The organism is Lacrimispora amygdalina (genome assembly GCF_003432035.1).
Taxonomy (GTDB): Bacteria; Bacillota; Clostridia; order Lachnospirales; family Lachnospiraceae; genus Lacrimispora; species Lacrimispora amygdalina.
The window spans coordinates 19126-33370 of record NZ_QOHO01000067.1 but is presented as its reverse complement, the minus strand read 5'-3'; the positions used below and the strand labels follow the sequence as shown (position 1 = coordinate 33370).

Here is a 14245-nt window from a genome sequence, read left to right as displayed (position 1 = left end):
CTGATTTTCTTTGCGTCTAATACAGTCCGTTCTCCAGATTTCCCAGTCTGTATACCTGATATTCTTTTTCAAAAATATAGCCAAGCTTTTCCGCCAGTCCGGCTGCAGGGATGTTGTCCGCATCCCAGGTTGGAAAAATCTTCTGTTTTAAACAGGATAAGATTAACCCGGCACTGCATGCCAGAGCAAGTCCCCGGCGCTTATATTCCTTATGAGTCGCAACTTTCACCACAAACATCTCTTCACTGATTTCATACGCCAGACAGCCGGATACCAGCCTTTCACCGTCCAGTGCTGCAAAGCCAAATCCGTAATGAATAAAATCTTCCCTGGTTTCAAAATTGGAACAGATTTCCCTGCTCCACTCTGAATCCATCGCTTTGTCAAAAAGCCCGGAATCAATCTTTTTAATCCGGATTCCCTCAGGAATGGACTTCAGATAATTAGCCAGTGCCTCTTCGGAAAAATAATTTTCATCTGTTCTCATGGCATAACGGGACATAATCCGGCAGCTGCCTGAGAACGTCTCTTCCAGCCATTCACCCCAGCGTTCGTCAGATGGAGTAATAAAATCCTGGCTGCAGTTTTTAATCAGAATCTCTTTCAGTTCAAGTGCCTGTTCTCCCTTGGGACAAATCCCAGTCAGATATACAAAATTACCCGAATGAATCAAACAAAAGGACGGATTATCCCGCTGCGGGACCCAGACTTTTCCCATTCGCCCTTCTGCAGTGGCTGAGGGGACCATATCTCCGCTCATGCTGCAAAGTTCTCTGACAATCTGTCTCTCATCTCTTTCTAATTCAATCACAATAATTCTCCTTCCGCTCGTGCTTCGTCTGCCAAATTCCGATATCAAAAGGACTGTTTCCTGTTAAAGCCCTAGTATAGCACACTAGAAAAGATTCTGCAAATCAAAAATTGATTCTGCCAGAAAATCTGCGCCTGCATCCAAAAGTTCCTGTCTGCTTCCATATCCATACAATACCCCGACAGATTCCATTCCAAACTCTTTCGCTCCAAAAATATCATGTTTTCTGTCGCCGATCATCACTGTTTTCGATAAATCACTGATTGCGCAGGTATCCAGCACATAGCGGATTACATCCGCTTTTTTTACACGGATCTCTTCAAAATCCGCTCCTCCCATAAATTCAAAATAGGAGTCCAGTTCAAAATGTTTTAAAATCTTTCTTACAAACAGTTCAGGCTTTGAAGAGGCAACATAAAGCTTTCTGCCTGACTGGACAAGTGACTTTAAAACTTCTGCCGTTCCCTCGTATACTTTATTCTCAAAGATTCCCTTCGAGGAAAAATATTCCCGGAAGATCCCAACTGCCTTTTGGGCATCAGATTCTGAGAATCCATAGTATTCCATAAAGCTTTCTTTTAACGGTGGTCCGATAAAACAGCATAATTCATCGAGACCTTCCACCTCAATCCCAAAAGCATGAAGTGCATGGCGGACCGATTTGGTTATACCTTCTTTTGGATCGGTCAGAGTTCCATCCAGATCAAAAAGCAAATAATCTTTTTTCATAACATCTCCTCTGCTGGCTTAAAAAACAGAGACGAAAAGGTTCCCCTTTATCGTCTCTGTAACAATTACTTCAATTGATCAACAACCTTCTGGATTGCCTCTAAAGCATCATCAGGAAGCTTGTCGTATCCTTCTTTTACAACTGCAGTATTGGCAACAAATTTCACACGGTCTTCCATGCGGGCCTTTAACTGTGCTGTATACTCGGGATCATTGAGATCCGGAACAAATCCTTCCCACTCAAAGATATCGATGTCTGTAAATGGTCCCCACTGTTTGAATTCGGCCTTTTTATCAACAATTGCTTCCAGAATTCCAAGTGTATCCTTCGGCTGAACCTTTTTGCCCATAAAATCGCCTGTATTAATAATATAACAGTCTACATTCTTTTCTTCAACTAATTTTTTGAATTTTTCATAATCATTGGCAAGAGGATATGTTCTGAATGGATTTGCATAAGGAACAACTACCAGCGCGTTAGGATCTGCTCCCGGAGCAAGTCTTTCTGCAGAGGATCTCTTGGTTGCAAGAGTTGCACCCATAACAGATGCAAGTGATGCTCCTTTTAATTTAACTACTGGCGGAATGGTAGGATCCTTCATAATCCAGAAAATCGCATTAACAGGAGATTCAATTTTATCCACACGGTTGGGTGACCATAATTTTGACTTAATAGCACGGCCGTTGCCGTTCCTGATGTCTTCTGTAACCAGCTGAATCTTTCCATCCTCATCTAAGGTACAGGAACAGTTCTGAGCAGTCAGTAAGAATTTGTTATCCTCACAGCCGGTAGGATAATCCTGTGTCTTATCAAAATATGTAGGCTCAATTGCTACTGATGAGCAGGTGTCTGTGTTGATGATAAAGGCATCATCATGAAGTACGGTAACACCGTATTTGCCGCCGTGTTTTGCATGTGTAATGGTGGATTTACCGGATCCGGATAAACCAAATACAGATGCAACATATTTTGAACCATCAGAGAGAGTATACTCCTTCTGTCCGCCGTGGCAGGAAGCATAGCCGTTACGGTTGGCAAGTGCCCATACCATGGTAAGCGTACCTTTCTTATGCTCTCCAAAATATCTCATACCGAGAATTGCAGCGCAGTTTTGATCTGTGTTAAAGTAACATAAACATTTAGGATCGCTTAAGCAGGACAGATCTACACCTGGACGGTCGGAACCGTTCCACTGCGGATCAGAGAAGATATAGATATCAGGCTCTTTTCCATCCCCTACCGGTTTGGAAGCCTTATACATATTAACATACTGATCAGACATATACTGGAAATTCAGCATCCAGTTATATAAGATATTTTCTTCGCCTTCCGGAATGAGAAGATGCACCTTCACCATGTATTCCGGATCAAGACCTGCGAAAACTTCCGCATGATACATGGTTTTCCACCGTGTTTCATAAACTGCATCCATAACAACTTTATCAAGTGCTCCGCAGTTTACTCCGGGTTCCCCTGCAATTCTTCTTGCGGTTGCATACCGTCCGGTAATCGCACCATCATTAAATAAAAGTACTTTTGCGTCCTTATCCAGACCGAATTCTTCTCCTCTATAAACGGGCATATCCGTAACTATGGTTCCAGGTGAGTTTTTTGCTAATTCATATGCCTCACGAAGCGTATTAACTTTAATAACGTTATTCCCATAGAATGGTGCCTCAATAATTGAACGTGTCGTAGCAAAGCCAGGTTTGCCTTTTCCAATTTCATTAATTGGGTAATAAGCTTTTGTTGACATATAAAAATCCTCCTTATAAAATTCAAATTTGATACCATTATCTCATTTTGTTAAGAAAAAGTCAATATTTTCTATTGCATTTTCCACAAAAATTGTTTATATTTAATGTGCATTATGCATCATGTATACAATAACTAGAAAGAAGGTCAAATATGATACACATTTCCAAAGATGGCACCGGTGATTTCGAAAGCATACAGAAAGCGCTTGACTCATTGCCAAAGAATAATACTGACGAACAGATCCTTTACATACACAAAGGAGTTTATGAGGAACAGATTACAATTACGACTCCTCACATAACCTTTCTTGGTGAGGACAAAGACAATACCATTCTCTCCTATGGTTTATATGCACGCATGCTTATGGAAGACGGCATGAAACGCGGAACGTTCCGAACCTATTCCTGTTTTATCGATACGTATGATTTCACAGCAAAAAATATTACTTTTGAAAACAGCGCAGGGAAAGGAACTGATGTGGGACAGGCCCTGGCTGTTTATGCGGACGGCGACCGTCTTTCATTTGAAAACTGCCGTTTTCTTGGCAATCAGGATACCCTTTTTACAGGACCGCTGCCGCCAAAGGAGATTGAACCTAACGGATTCATCGGGCCAAAGCAGAATGCCCCCCGGATCAACGGACGGCACTATTATAAAGACTGCTATCTGGAGGGAGATATTGACTTCATCTTCGGAGGCGCCACTGCCTATTTTGAGAACTGTACATTTTTTTCCAAATATACTGGAAACGAAATCAGCAGCTATGTAACAGCAGCATCAACTCCGGAAGGCCAGGAATATGGTTACGTAATGGAAAACTGCCGTTTTGAGGGCAACTGTCCTCCTGATAACGCTTATTTAGGAAGACCATGGAGAGAATATGCCAGGACCGTTTTAATCAATTGCTACATCGGCGACCATATCTGCAAGGAAGGCTGGCATGACTGGAACAAAGAAGCTGCCCATAAAAATGCCTTTTATGCAGAATACGGAAGTTTCGGACCTAAGGGAAGCATGGAGAGCCGGCCGGACTGGATTAACAGACTAAAGGAATCGGATCTGTTAAAATATACAAAAAAAGCTGTCTTATCAGGATCTGACGGCTGGATGCTTTAAAAAAGCGGGATTTTGTTCTAAGATAAAGAACAGAATCCCGTTTTAATTATATTGACCTTTTAGTTTTCTTTGATTTTAACAATTACTTTCTTAATGGGGGCTGGTTCACCGGCCGCAGCCTTGGGCTTATGGCCATCCCAGGGATTAAAAATCATATATTCTCCAGACTTTACTACTGCCTTTAAGCCTGGATTTTCATTGTCGTAAAATACAACATCTTTTTCATCGTTATATGGTACCTTTTCATTCAGTTCATCGATTCTTGCATAGGTCATAATCTCAGAACCGGAAATCACATACTGAATATCTGTATAATTATGGTGAGCTTCATACTTCGCTTCTTCCCATCGAATTGTTGTATATTCTACTACATTGGCAAAAACATTCTTGCCGTCAATCTCATATTTACCTGGCTCCAATTTCTCCAGATCAGTATTCTTAAGAAAATCCACTGCCTTGGCATACCGGCCTTCCACACCAAGGTTTCTGTAAAAATCAAGGTTTTTTGCTGTGTCAAAAATCATATGAATACTCTCCTTTTATGTATCAGTATAGTTTAACAAACTATAGTATACACCTAAAGCAGAATATTTAACAATGTTTTTATTTAAAAAATTCATGGTTTCCGTGCTGGAACAAATAAGTCAAATGAGAATCAAACCAGCTGATGGCTCCGCTTCTGGATCCCCTTCGATTCATAAAATACAAAGCTCCGTTTGAATAGTCTTCACCTTCCAGGGCCCGATTCACACACTCAATGGTATTGCTGGTAACTTTTACGGAATTAATGCTTCCATCGGATACCGGGGAAAACTGGGAGGGCGAATAAACAACTCCTTTCACCGTACTTGGAAATTTACCGCTTTTTACACGGTTTAAAATCACATTTGCTACAAGAATCTTTCCTTCATCATCGCAGATTCCAGCTTCCGCCTGCACAATCTTTAACAAGACATTATAGTCTTCATCCGATACAGACGTAGCATGAACTGCTTTTTCCTCTTCTGCCTTTTTGGCCGCTTCTTCTTCCGCTTTTTTTGCTTCCTCTGCGGCTTTTTGCGCCTGCCTTTTTGCTTCCTCCTCCAGTGCAATCTGTTCATTCATGCGCTGGACTCTGGTAAAGGATTCTTCTTCCAGTTCCTGCTTTTGTATGACTTCTTTTTCCAACAGATTTCCAGCGAGCTGCTGTGCCTGCATCTTGGGATCGGTAAGGTTAATTTGTACTTTTGCTTGTGAAGCTGTTTCCTCTTCTTCAACGTTCTCATCATCTGTAGCGTCTTCTAATGCCCGTGTCTCCGCAAATGCCGTTAATGCATTTTTCCCGCTGCTTCCAAAACCTGTGGAAGTAAAAGCAATCACTGTAATTACCGCGGCACCTGCCATAAAAACTGCTGAGGAACGATACATTCGCTTCGAAACCTTTACGGACATTCCTCTGAAGAACTGACTAATCTGCTGAAGGATAGAGCGTAGTGTAAGCATAAATACTCCTCTTTCTCTAATCTCATTTGCCTGGGCAGCGGACAAAACCGTACCCGTTTCTTTGTGTCGTCCGTAATTATAGAAGAATCCCGTTAAAAATGTCAATGGCAGTTTAACATTTTTGTGATAATTTAACTTGTTAATTTTTTTGTGTTTTTATTTTTTTGTTAGTTATACACTATTTTTGCTTGTACTTATGTGATATTTTTGTATTAAATATGTGTTAACATTTTACAATAGTATTACATTTCTGTTAATTATTATCCCGGAAGCATTCGGCCTGTCCGACCTCTTTTTTGTTTTATGTAAACTAATTCATCATAAATGATGCAAATTTACCCTGAATAAAGGCAGCCAGTTTCCGGGGAGCAATGACAATCTGCTGTCCTCTTATCCCTGCACTGACTACAATTTCACTGTAACTTTCCGCTGATGCATCAATCCATGTTGGAAAATGCCTTTTCATTCCAACAGGAGAACAGCCGCCTCTGATGTATCCGGTCACGGACTGTAAGTCCTTTACTGAAATCATTTCTACCTTTTTATCCCCTGTGAGCTTTGCTGTCTTTTTTAAATCCAGCTCCCCATCTACAGGAATACAGCAGACAAAATATCCCGTTTTTTCTCCTTTTAATACAAGAGTTTTAAAAACACTTCCATGGTCGACACCAAGCATATCGGCTGCATGGCTGCCTGATAAATCCTGCTCATCAACGGTATATTCCCTGGTGTCATATTCAATCCCTGCTTTATCAAGCATTCGCATCGCGTTTGTTTTTATCATATCACTCACTCCTGCCTCTTTTTTATCCTATAAAAGAGGTCCTTTCCCTGCATAGTATCAGGGGCAGACCTGTTTTCTGCCCCTGTTTTTTACACATTTACATCATAATAAGAAAAACTTCTTTTGTCCAGTGAAAGCTTTCATCGGTTTTTGCTGTCACACAAATCACTACAAGTGTCCTGCAAACTCAAATTTTCTGGCTTTACTTTCCCTTATGGTTCCTGCTATAATACATACATATAGTATAGTGTTATAATATAATAAATAGTTATAAAATGAAAGGATTTTTAACATGGATCAGAATCTTTCCCAATATAAGATTTTTTATGAAGTGGCAAAAGCAGGTAATATTTCCAAAGCGGCAAAAGAACTTTTTATCAGCCAGCCGGCGATTAGTAAATCCATCAGTAAGCTGGAAGATAATTTAGACGTGGCATTATTTACCCGTAATTCCAGAGGAGTCCAGCTTACAGAGGAAGGAAAGCTGCTGTTTCATCACACAAAAACTGCCTTTGAAGCGTTAAACAGAGGGGAACTGGAACTGAAAAGGGTGAAAGATTTTAATATCGGACACTTAAGAATCGGTGTCAGCAATACACTGTGCAAATACATTCTCCTTCCTTATTTAAAAAGTTTTATTGAGAAATATCCTCACATTAAGATCACCATTGAAAGCCAGTCTACCTCCCACACGGTAGCGATGCTGGAACAGCAGCAGATCGACCTGGGACTGATCGCAGAGCCTTCCAACCGCCGTCCTCTTTTATTCAATCCGGTCATGGAGATTCAGGATATCTTTGTAACTACAAATGCATACCTGGAAAATCTGTATTTAAGAGAAGGTAAGAATGCTGATTTATTTCAGACAGGCAACATCCTCCTATTGGATAAAAATAATATGACAAGGAAGTATATTGACGAATATTTAAACGAAAATCAGATCATACCCAATCAGCTTCTGGAAGTTACCACCATGGATTTACTGATCGAATTCGCCAAAATCGGACTTGGCATCGGCTGTGTAATTAAAGAATTTGTCCAGGATGAACTTGATAAAAAGGAACTGATCGAAATTCCCATGATTTCCGGCATTAAGAAACGCACGGTAGGATTTGCCTATAACCCGGCCACTGTATCCACAGCAATGGAAATTTTCTTTGAAGCAATGCAAAAGGCTGGAATCAGAGGCTAAATATACCACAAAAAAGGCTGATACATAAGAGAAACATTCAATCTGCTTTCTCTTTTTATCAGCCTTTTATATGTTACACTAAGGTAAAATTAGTTATCGATCAGTTTTCCGCCATTATTCCAGCTGTAAAGCTTACGAAGATCTGCTCCAACTTTCTCTAATTCATGGGAAGCTTCTGCATTTCTCATGGCTCTGAAATGTGCACCGCCAACCTGGTTCTCAAGCAGCCAGTCCTTTGCAAAGGTGCCATCCTGAATATCAGTCAGTACTTTCTTCATCGCTTTCTTGGTTTCATCGGTAATGATCTTCGGTCCGGTAATGTAGTCGCCATACTCAGCTGTATTAGAGATGGAATATCTCATTCCTGCAAAACCGCTTTCAAAAATCAGATCGACAATCAGTTTCATCTCATGTACACACTCAAAGTAAGCATTCTCAGGTGCATAACCTGCTTCAACCAATGTCTCAAAACCAGCTTTCATAAGTGCGCACACACCGCCGCATAATACAGCCTGCTCACCGAAAAGATCAGTCTCTGTCTCAACCTTAAAGGTTGTCTCCAAAACTCCTGCTCTTGCGCCGCCTAAAGCAAGTGCGTAAGCCAGAGCCTTGTCCATCGCCTTACCGGTATAATCCTGATGAACCGCCACAAGACAGGGAGTTCCTCTTCCAACCAGATATTCATTACGAACCGTATGTCCGGGAGCTTTTGGTGCAATCATGGTAACATCAACATTCTTAGGAGGAACAATCTGTCCGAAGTGGATTGCAAAACCATGAGCGAACATCAGCATATCCCCATCCTTTAAGTTGGGTTCCACTGACTCCTTATACATAGCAGCCTGTTTCTCATCATTAATCAGAATCATGATGATATCTGCTTTTTTTGCCGCCTCAGCTGCAGTATAAACGGATAAACCCTGAGCCTCTGCTTTTGCCCAGGAACTGCTTCCTTCGTAAAGTCCAACGATGACATCACATCCGGACTCCTTTAAATTAAGCGCATGGGCATGACCCTGGCTTCCGTATCCAATCACTGCAATGGTCTTACCTTCTAATAAAGATAAGTTGCAGTCTTCCTGGTAGTAAATCTTTGCCATCTTTCTTTCCTCCTCATATACTGACTCATAATATATTTTGTTAAAGGAACTATGCCGACGACTCACTGTCCGCCTTTGGCAATACCTCTAGCTAACAAATGCAGACTGCCTATGGCAGATAGCGGATATCGTCGGATCCTCTGGAAAGTCCGGTCAGACCGGTCCTTGCCAACTCTAAAATCTCATAATCGCCAAGGAGGTTAATCAGCGCATCCAGCTTTGACTGGTCGCCTGTCAGCATGACGGTTAAAGAATCTCTTCCCACATCGACGATGGTAGCTCTGAAAATATCTGCAATGGCACTGATCGCCTGACGCTCACTGGCGTTGGCGCGGACCTTTACAAGAATGAGCTCACGGTAAACAGAATGCCCAGGCTTTAATTCTTTAATATCCCTGACATCTTCCAGCTTTCTCAGCTGCTTTTCAATCTGATCCAGGATCTCCTGTTCGCCCACAGAAACAACTGTCATCCTCGAATATCTCTCATCCGCAGTTACTCCTACCGTAAGGCTCTCAATGTTATAGCCACGGCGGCTGAACAGTCCGGCTACACGGCTTAAAACGCCGGCAGTGTTATCAACCAACAATGATAATACGATTCTTTCCATTCATATCCCTGCCTTTTTGTATAATATTTAAATGATAACAATGTAACTGTTATTTGTCAACTAAATAATAGGAATGTGTATTATAATCTGAAGTTATACCTATAGACAGATCTGATCATTTTCTTCCATATCAACAATTGGATTCACGTGAACCATGCAATGCTTCACATCAGGAAAGTGCTCTTCTATGCATAGATGCACCTTTTCAGCAATTTCATGTGATCTTACCAGTTCCAGCTTTCCTTCTGCTGCAATTTCTATATCCACATATACCTTTGCTCCAAACATTCTCGTCCTGATATCATCAATCCGTTTCACACCCATAATTGACATGGCAAATTCACTCATCTTGCGGACCGTCTCTTCATCACAGGATTTATCTATCATTTTATCCATGGAATCACGGAATATGTCAATTGCCGCCTTTCCAATAAAAATGCAGATTACCATACTGGCCAGAGGATCCAGAACCGGAACTCCCATTCTTGCCCCTGCAATCCCCACCATGGCTCCCACCGACGACAAAGCATCCGAGCGGTGATGCCAGGCATCTGCCATCACTGCGCCTGAATTTATCTTTTTAGCTGCTGCTCTGGTATACCAGTACATCCATTCCTTTACAACAATGGATAATATTGCAGCAATGAAAGCAACCATGCCGGGAATGGGGGCTGCTTTCCCATTCTGTCCTATAATTACCTTTATACCCGTCATACCGATTGCCGCCCCAGTTGCCATGAGCAAAGAGGCCAGTATGACAGAGGCCACACATTCCATGCGGTCGTGACCGTATGGATGCTCTTTATCCGACTTCTTATCTGCCAGATGTACTCCGATCATAACAATAAATGTGCTGAAAACATCGGAGGCGGAGTGAACTGCATCCGAAACCATGGCACCGGAATGACCAAGGATTCCCGCTGTCATTTTAAAGACAGAAAGCAGCAGATTTATTCCAATACTGACCGCAGATACATGCATGGCAATGCTTTTTCCATCTTTTTCTTTCTTCTTTCCGATTATACGCCTCATAAACTTCTACCCCCGTGAGATAAGATTGCCCCAATCACCTGCATTCACTCCATAGAATTGTAAATAAATAAAAATGCACCTGTGGAACAATTAGAGTTAACTACTGTCCCACAGATGCATGAAAGTCATCTGCTGCTGCACGAGGCAACCCGGCTTACAGCTTTAAAAAGCTGATGCCTGCTCAGTTTGTACTGTAGAGTAATGTGCAGTGCAAAGAGTGTTTTATTTATTACCAAAACAGAGCGATCCAGTCAATCTGCATTTAAAATTCTGCTGACCGGGCTTCTGTAATAGGATATGAGCGGTCTTCTGTAAAAGTTACTATATTACGTATAATCAATAATGCAATATTCATAAGCATTGATTACAATGGTACTGCCGTACTGGTCTTCTCTCTTAAAAGCATTGCCATAGTTGGCATGAATATGGCCATGGAAAAAATATTTAGGTGAATACTTGTCCATCAAAGCCTTAAAGCAGGAAAATCCCCGATGAGGAAGATCCGGCAGGTCGTTAAGTTCAAAAGCAGGCGCATGGGTTACCAGTATGTCAAACCCCTTATTTTTTTTTAACTTCCACCACATGCGCTTAATCCTCTGCTCCATTTTCTTTTCTGTAAACTGATCGGGTGAACCCGGAATATATTCCATGGAACCACCCAGCCCCAAAATTCTGACTCCATTGAAGGTAACAATCTCATCTTCAATGCAGATACACCCCTCCGGAGGGCAGGTTTGATACTGACAATCATGGTTACCACGGACATAAAAGACCGGCGCATGGGAGCAGGTGGCAAAAAACGTCAGATAATTCGCCCTTAAATCCCCACAGGAAATGATTAAATCAATATCTTTCAGTTTCTCCGGTGTATAGTATTCGTAGAGTGACTTGGACTCATGATCCGCCAGTACCAGAATTTTCACGCTGCAGTTCCTCCGTATCCATGTTCTCGTATATTGTCTGACCCTGAAGACGGACCAACGACCGGGCTTCCTCTGTCAATTCCTCAAAATCAGGAATCTGCCCCACAACATTTTCCGTAAGCCAGTTCATCGTGGTAATCTCCTCCGGTGTAAGACTTAAGCCTTCTTCACACTGAATCAACCCATCCTGAGAATAAATCGTTCCTACAAACGGCTGGAAGCTTCCTGCCCGAATGGAATTTTTTAAAAATGTGATCAGCCTGTTTGTACCGTGAGGCAGATTCTGGGAGCAGATCACATCAATGACATCTGCAGACATCCCCCACCAGTAGTTAATCGCCTGCTTTCCTTTCATTTCCTTCCGGTCAACGGACCCGTGGCAGGTGAGATTTACAATTTTTTCATAGAACTTACCCCAATGCCAGATGGGAGTAGCCAGATTTTTAAGTCTTCCATCGGGAGCTTTCTGATAAAGTCCGTATTCTCTTGTAGGTGTCTGAGGCGTGATCATATCGTCTCCGGAAATAAAGCGGATGCCTTCCCTTTCAAGTTCTGCCTGAGCATCCCGCCCGGTGATCCTGGACCATTCTAAATAAACCTTTGCATATGGATTAATCATTCTTGCCCCTAATGCAAATGCATTGATATTGGCAATGGTGCCGTATATGGGATAATCAGCAATATAGCCCAGTTTGTCATCCCGCGACATGGAAGCAGCCAGAGCACCCATCAGAAATTTTGACTCATACATTCTTCCGTAATAAGTACAGACAGAAGAATACGACATATTGACAGAGCAGTTGAAAACCTTGATTTCCGGATGGTCAATTGCTGCCTTCACACTTAAGTTGATCATCTGGGAGGCTGTGGTAAAAATCATGTTGCACCCGCCCGCGATAGCAGCATCGATTGCCTTAGCCGTCTCTGCTTCCGTATCTGCGTGGAAAAAGACCATAGTCTCTGTCTTTCCGTCAAATGCCTGCTCCAGATACATCCTGCCCAGTTCATGACCGTAAGTCCAGCTTGAGGTCTCCGCTGTTTTTGCATGTATAAACGCTATTTTTAACATGGAAGGGTCAATCACCGGATTTGGAAGCAGCCAGTTAATCAGCTTCAGTGTGGTGTTATCCGCCCCATCACCTGCCTCTTCCGGCTGTTCTACCAACGCGATCTTATTGCCTCTGGAAGCCAGAAGAAGTTCATCCTTAATCTTAACCAGATCCTTCTTAATCTGCTTTTCCACCCTGTCTTTGACCGACTTGTAGCCAAACAGCTCCACATAAATTAAAAATGCATCGGAACAGGTCATGTCATAATCATCACCGCCGAATGTATGAAAAGCTTTGGAAAAGCGGTCATAGGCAGACTTAAACACAATCCGGTCGTCTTCGCTCCACTGTTCATCCGGAACTTTATTCATCGCCTTTAAAAGCCTGTCATAACTGCCTTCCTTGCTGAACCAGACATCGCAGTTAAAGGAAACCTGGTAAAAGTCAAGGAATTCATAATAAAGACGGTTATTCAAATCATCGGTACGTCTGGGAATCATCCGGATCACCGAGGCTGCGATGCTGAATGCCCCCACATATTTTAATACACTGACCCTTTTATTTCCTTCCTGAACATAGTACTGGTTCATAAACTCATATACAACAATCGGGTCATGGATTCCTTCCTGAATCTGATGGTCATACAGATAGGCCCATTTCGCTCCAAACTCGGATTTTTCCGACAAAAGCGGCATGAAATTACTGGCAAACGCATTGGTACGCCCCTCTGTTTTGGTACCTACCACTTTTTCAAGAGGAATATCCATAATCCCCAGATTAACTTCAGAAACGATATCCGAATAAGACAGGATATCATCTAACACCGGCAGATACGGATACTCTCCTCTTGATACGGATGCCTGGTACTGCCTTCGCCCTTTTCTTAATGCCCCTACATAATCATATAGTGCCATCCGCAGTTTCCTCCCATTATTTTATACCCCTATTTTACCATCCAAAAAGCGTTCTGTACAGACAGGCAGCGATCCCCTTTTTTACACCTTTAAATTACGCACTTTAAAATCACGTTCCAGTTCGCGCTTCTGGTCTTTCTTTGCAATGTCGTCCCTTTTATCGTAAAGCTTTTTACCTCTTGCCAGACCGATCTCCACCTTAACCAGACTGCCTTTAAAATATACCGAAAGAGGTACCAGTGTATACCCCTTTTGCGCAATTTTTTCATCCAGCTTTTGAATTTCCAATTTATGAAGGAGGAGCTTTCTCACACGTAAGGGATCTTTGTTAAAAATATTTCCTTTTTCATAAGGACTGATGTTCATGCCATATACATAAACCTCACCTCTGTCCACTCTTACAAAAGATTCCTTTATGCTGCATTTGCCCATTCGTATGGACTTTACCTCTGTACCAAAAAGCTCGATACCGGCTTCGTATTTTTCATCAATAAAATAATCATGATACGCCTTTTTGTTATTGGCGATTAATTTAAAACTTTCTCCCATATTTATAAATCTCCCTTATTAAAACTTTACACAATCATACTACATTATTTATATCTCGTAAAGGATAAGAAAATGCTTTTTTGTTTTCTACTTCAGATAGGAAAATTATGATTTTTGATTAATAGAACCGGAGCTTCTAGTTGCCCTTTATATTGTTGTAGGCAAAATAAGTTTAATATAATGAGATTTATTAGG

The 14245-nt window shown here is 41.8% G+C and carries 14 protein-coding genes and 1 riboswitch; of the genes, 2 read left to right on the top strand and 12 right to left on the bottom strand.

Features of this window, described 5'->3' with window-relative positions; genetic code table 11:
* Nucleotides 1-16: 16 nt before the first annotated feature.
* The 3 genes from DS742_RS20030 to DS742_RS20020 form a co-directional block, all read right to left on the bottom strand.
* Nucleotides 17-811, bottom strand: coding sequence for a GNAT family N-acetyltransferase (locus DS742_RS20030; protein WP_117418740.1), 795 nt, complete (start codon nucleotides 809-811; stop codon nucleotides 17-19).
* An 84-nt stretch (nucleotides 812-895) separates the two neighbouring features.
* Nucleotides 896-1540 carry an HAD family hydrolase gene (locus tag DS742_RS20025; RefSeq protein ID WP_117418739.1) on the bottom strand — a complete coding sequence of 215 codons (645 nt, stop codon included), beginning with the start codon at nucleotides 1538-1540 and terminating at the stop codon, nucleotides 896-898.
* A 65-nt stretch (nucleotides 1541-1605) separates the two neighbouring features.
* Nucleotides 1606-3297 carry a phosphoenolpyruvate carboxykinase (ATP) gene (locus tag DS742_RS20020; RefSeq protein WP_117418738.1) on the bottom strand — a complete coding sequence of 564 codons (1692 nt, stop codon included), beginning with the start codon at nucleotides 3295-3297 and terminating at the stop codon, nucleotides 1606-1608.
* 152 nt (nucleotides 3298-3449) lie between these two features.
* Between DS742_RS20020 and DS742_RS20015 the strand changes: the two genes are divergently transcribed.
* On the top strand, nucleotides 3450-4415 hold the full coding sequence (locus DS742_RS20015) for a pectinesterase family protein (RefSeq protein ID WP_117418737.1): 966 nt from the start codon (nucleotides 3450-3452) through the stop codon (nucleotides 4413-4415).
* Nucleotides 4416-4474: 59 nt separating this feature from the next.
* On the opposite strand, the gene DS742_RS20010 is transcribed toward DS742_RS20015, so the two are convergent.
* From DS742_RS20010 to ybaK, 3 genes are all read right to left on the bottom strand, one after another.
* A complete protein-coding gene (locus tag DS742_RS20010) occupies nucleotides 4475-4939 on the bottom strand; it encodes a NanQ anomerase/TabA/YiaL family protein (protein WP_117418736.1) in 465 nt (154 codons plus the stop codon).
* 79 nt (nucleotides 4940-5018) lie between these two features.
* The gene (locus DS742_RS20005) at nucleotides 5019-5897 is read right to left on the bottom strand and encodes a cell wall hydrolase (protein WP_117418735.1); all 879 of its coding nucleotides are present in this window, start codon (nucleotides 5895-5897) and stop codon (nucleotides 5019-5021) included.
* A 310-nt stretch (nucleotides 5898-6207) separates the two neighbouring features.
* On the bottom strand, nucleotides 6208-6681 hold the full coding sequence (gene ybaK, locus DS742_RS20000; RefSeq protein ID WP_117418734.1) for a Cys-tRNA(Pro) deacylase: 474 nt from the start codon (nucleotides 6679-6681) through the stop codon (nucleotides 6208-6210).
* A gap of 292 nt (nucleotides 6682-6973) precedes the next feature.
* Between ybaK and DS742_RS19995 the strand changes: the two genes are divergently transcribed.
* Nucleotides 6974-7873 (top strand): LysR family transcriptional regulator, encoded by a 900-nt coding sequence (locus DS742_RS19995; protein WP_117418733.1) that lies wholly within the window; start codon nucleotides 6974-6976, stop codon nucleotides 7871-7873.
* Between the two features lie 89 nt (nucleotides 7874-7962).
* On the opposite strand, the gene ilvC is transcribed toward DS742_RS19995, so the two are convergent.
* The 6 genes from ilvC to smpB all read right to left on the bottom strand — a co-directional run bounded on the left by ilvC (nucleotide 7963) and on the right by smpB (nucleotide 14050).
* Nucleotides 7963-8973, bottom strand: coding sequence for a ketol-acid reductoisomerase (ilvC, locus tag DS742_RS19990; RefSeq protein WP_117418732.1), 1011 nt, complete (start codon nucleotides 8971-8973; stop codon nucleotides 7963-7965).
* A 109-nt stretch (nucleotides 8974-9082) separates the two neighbouring features.
* On the bottom strand, nucleotides 9083-9583 hold the full coding sequence (ilvN, locus tag DS742_RS19985; protein ID WP_117418731.1) for an acetolactate synthase small subunit: 501 nt from the start codon (nucleotides 9581-9583) through the stop codon (nucleotides 9083-9085).
* A gap of 99 nt (nucleotides 9584-9682) precedes the next feature.
* Nucleotides 9683-10615 (bottom strand): cation diffusion facilitator family transporter, encoded by a 933-nt coding sequence (locus DS742_RS19980; protein WP_117418730.1) that lies wholly within the window; start codon nucleotides 10613-10615, stop codon nucleotides 9683-9685.
* Between the two features lie 101 nt (nucleotides 10616-10716).
* A riboswitch (NiCo riboswitch) is annotated at nucleotides 10717-10810 on the bottom strand.
* Between the two features lie 131 nt (nucleotides 10811-10941).
* Nucleotides 10942-11538 (bottom strand): metallophosphoesterase family protein, encoded by a 597-nt coding sequence (locus DS742_RS19975; protein ID WP_117418729.1) that lies wholly within the window; start codon nucleotides 11536-11538, stop codon nucleotides 10942-10944.
* A complete protein-coding gene (locus tag DS742_RS19970; RefSeq protein ID WP_117418728.1) occupies nucleotides 11510-13501 on the bottom strand; it encodes a BMP family ABC transporter substrate-binding protein in 1992 nt (663 codons plus the stop codon). The genes DS742_RS19975 and DS742_RS19970 overlap by 29 nt, the downstream gene beginning before the upstream one ends.
* Before the next feature lie 81 nt (nucleotides 13502-13582).
* On the bottom strand, nucleotides 13583-14050 hold the full coding sequence (gene smpB, locus DS742_RS19965; RefSeq protein ID WP_117418727.1) for an SsrA-binding protein SmpB: 468 nt from the start codon (nucleotides 14048-14050) through the stop codon (nucleotides 13583-13585).
* Between the last annotated feature and the right edge of the window lie 195 nt (nucleotides 14051-14245).

Bases quoted from the DNA above. Each gene is read 5' to 3' on its own strand.
- DS742_RS20025 (WP_117418739.1), bottom strand. From the start codon at position 1,540: ATGAAAAAAGATTATTTGCTTTTTGATCTGGATGGAACTCTGACCGAT.
- DS742_RS20020 (WP_117418738.1), bottom strand. From the start codon at position 3,297: ATGTCAACAAAAGCTTATTACCCAATTAATGAAATTGGAAAAGGCAAA.
- DS742_RS20015 (WP_117418737.1), top strand. From the start codon at position 3,450: ATGATACACATTTCCAAAGATGGCACCGGTGATTTCGAAAGCATACAG.
- DS742_RS20010 (WP_117418736.1), bottom strand. From the start codon at position 4,939: ATGATTTTTGACACAGCAAAAAACCTTGATTTTTACAGAAACCTTGGT.
- DS742_RS20005 (WP_117418735.1), bottom strand. From the start codon at position 5,897: ATGCTTACACTACGCTCTATCCTTCAGCAGATTAGTCAGTTCTTCAGA.
- ybaK (WP_117418734.1), bottom strand. From the start codon at position 6,681: ATGATAAAAACAAACGCGATGCGAATGCTTGATAAAGCAGGGATTGAA.
- DS742_RS19995 (WP_117418733.1), top strand. From the start codon at position 6,974: ATGGATCAGAATCTTTCCCAATATAAGATTTTTTATGAAGTGGCAAAA.
- ilvC (WP_117418732.1), bottom strand. From the start codon at position 8,973: ATGGCAAAGATTTACTACCAGGAAGACTGCAACTTATCTTTATTAGAA.
- ilvN (WP_117418731.1), bottom strand. From the start codon at position 9,583: ATGGAAAGAATCGTATTATCATTGTTGGTTGATAACACTGCCGGCGTT.
- DS742_RS19980 (WP_117418730.1), bottom strand. From the start codon at position 10,615: ATGAGGCGTATAATCGGAAAGAAGAAAGAAAAAGATGGAAAAAGCATT.
- DS742_RS19970 (WP_117418728.1), bottom strand. From the start codon at position 13,501: ATGGCACTATATGATTATGTAGGGGCATTAAGAAAAGGGCGAAGGCAG.
- smpB (WP_117418727.1), bottom strand. From the start codon at position 14,050: ATGGGAGAAAGTTTTAAATTAATCGCCAATAACAAAAAGGCGTATCAT.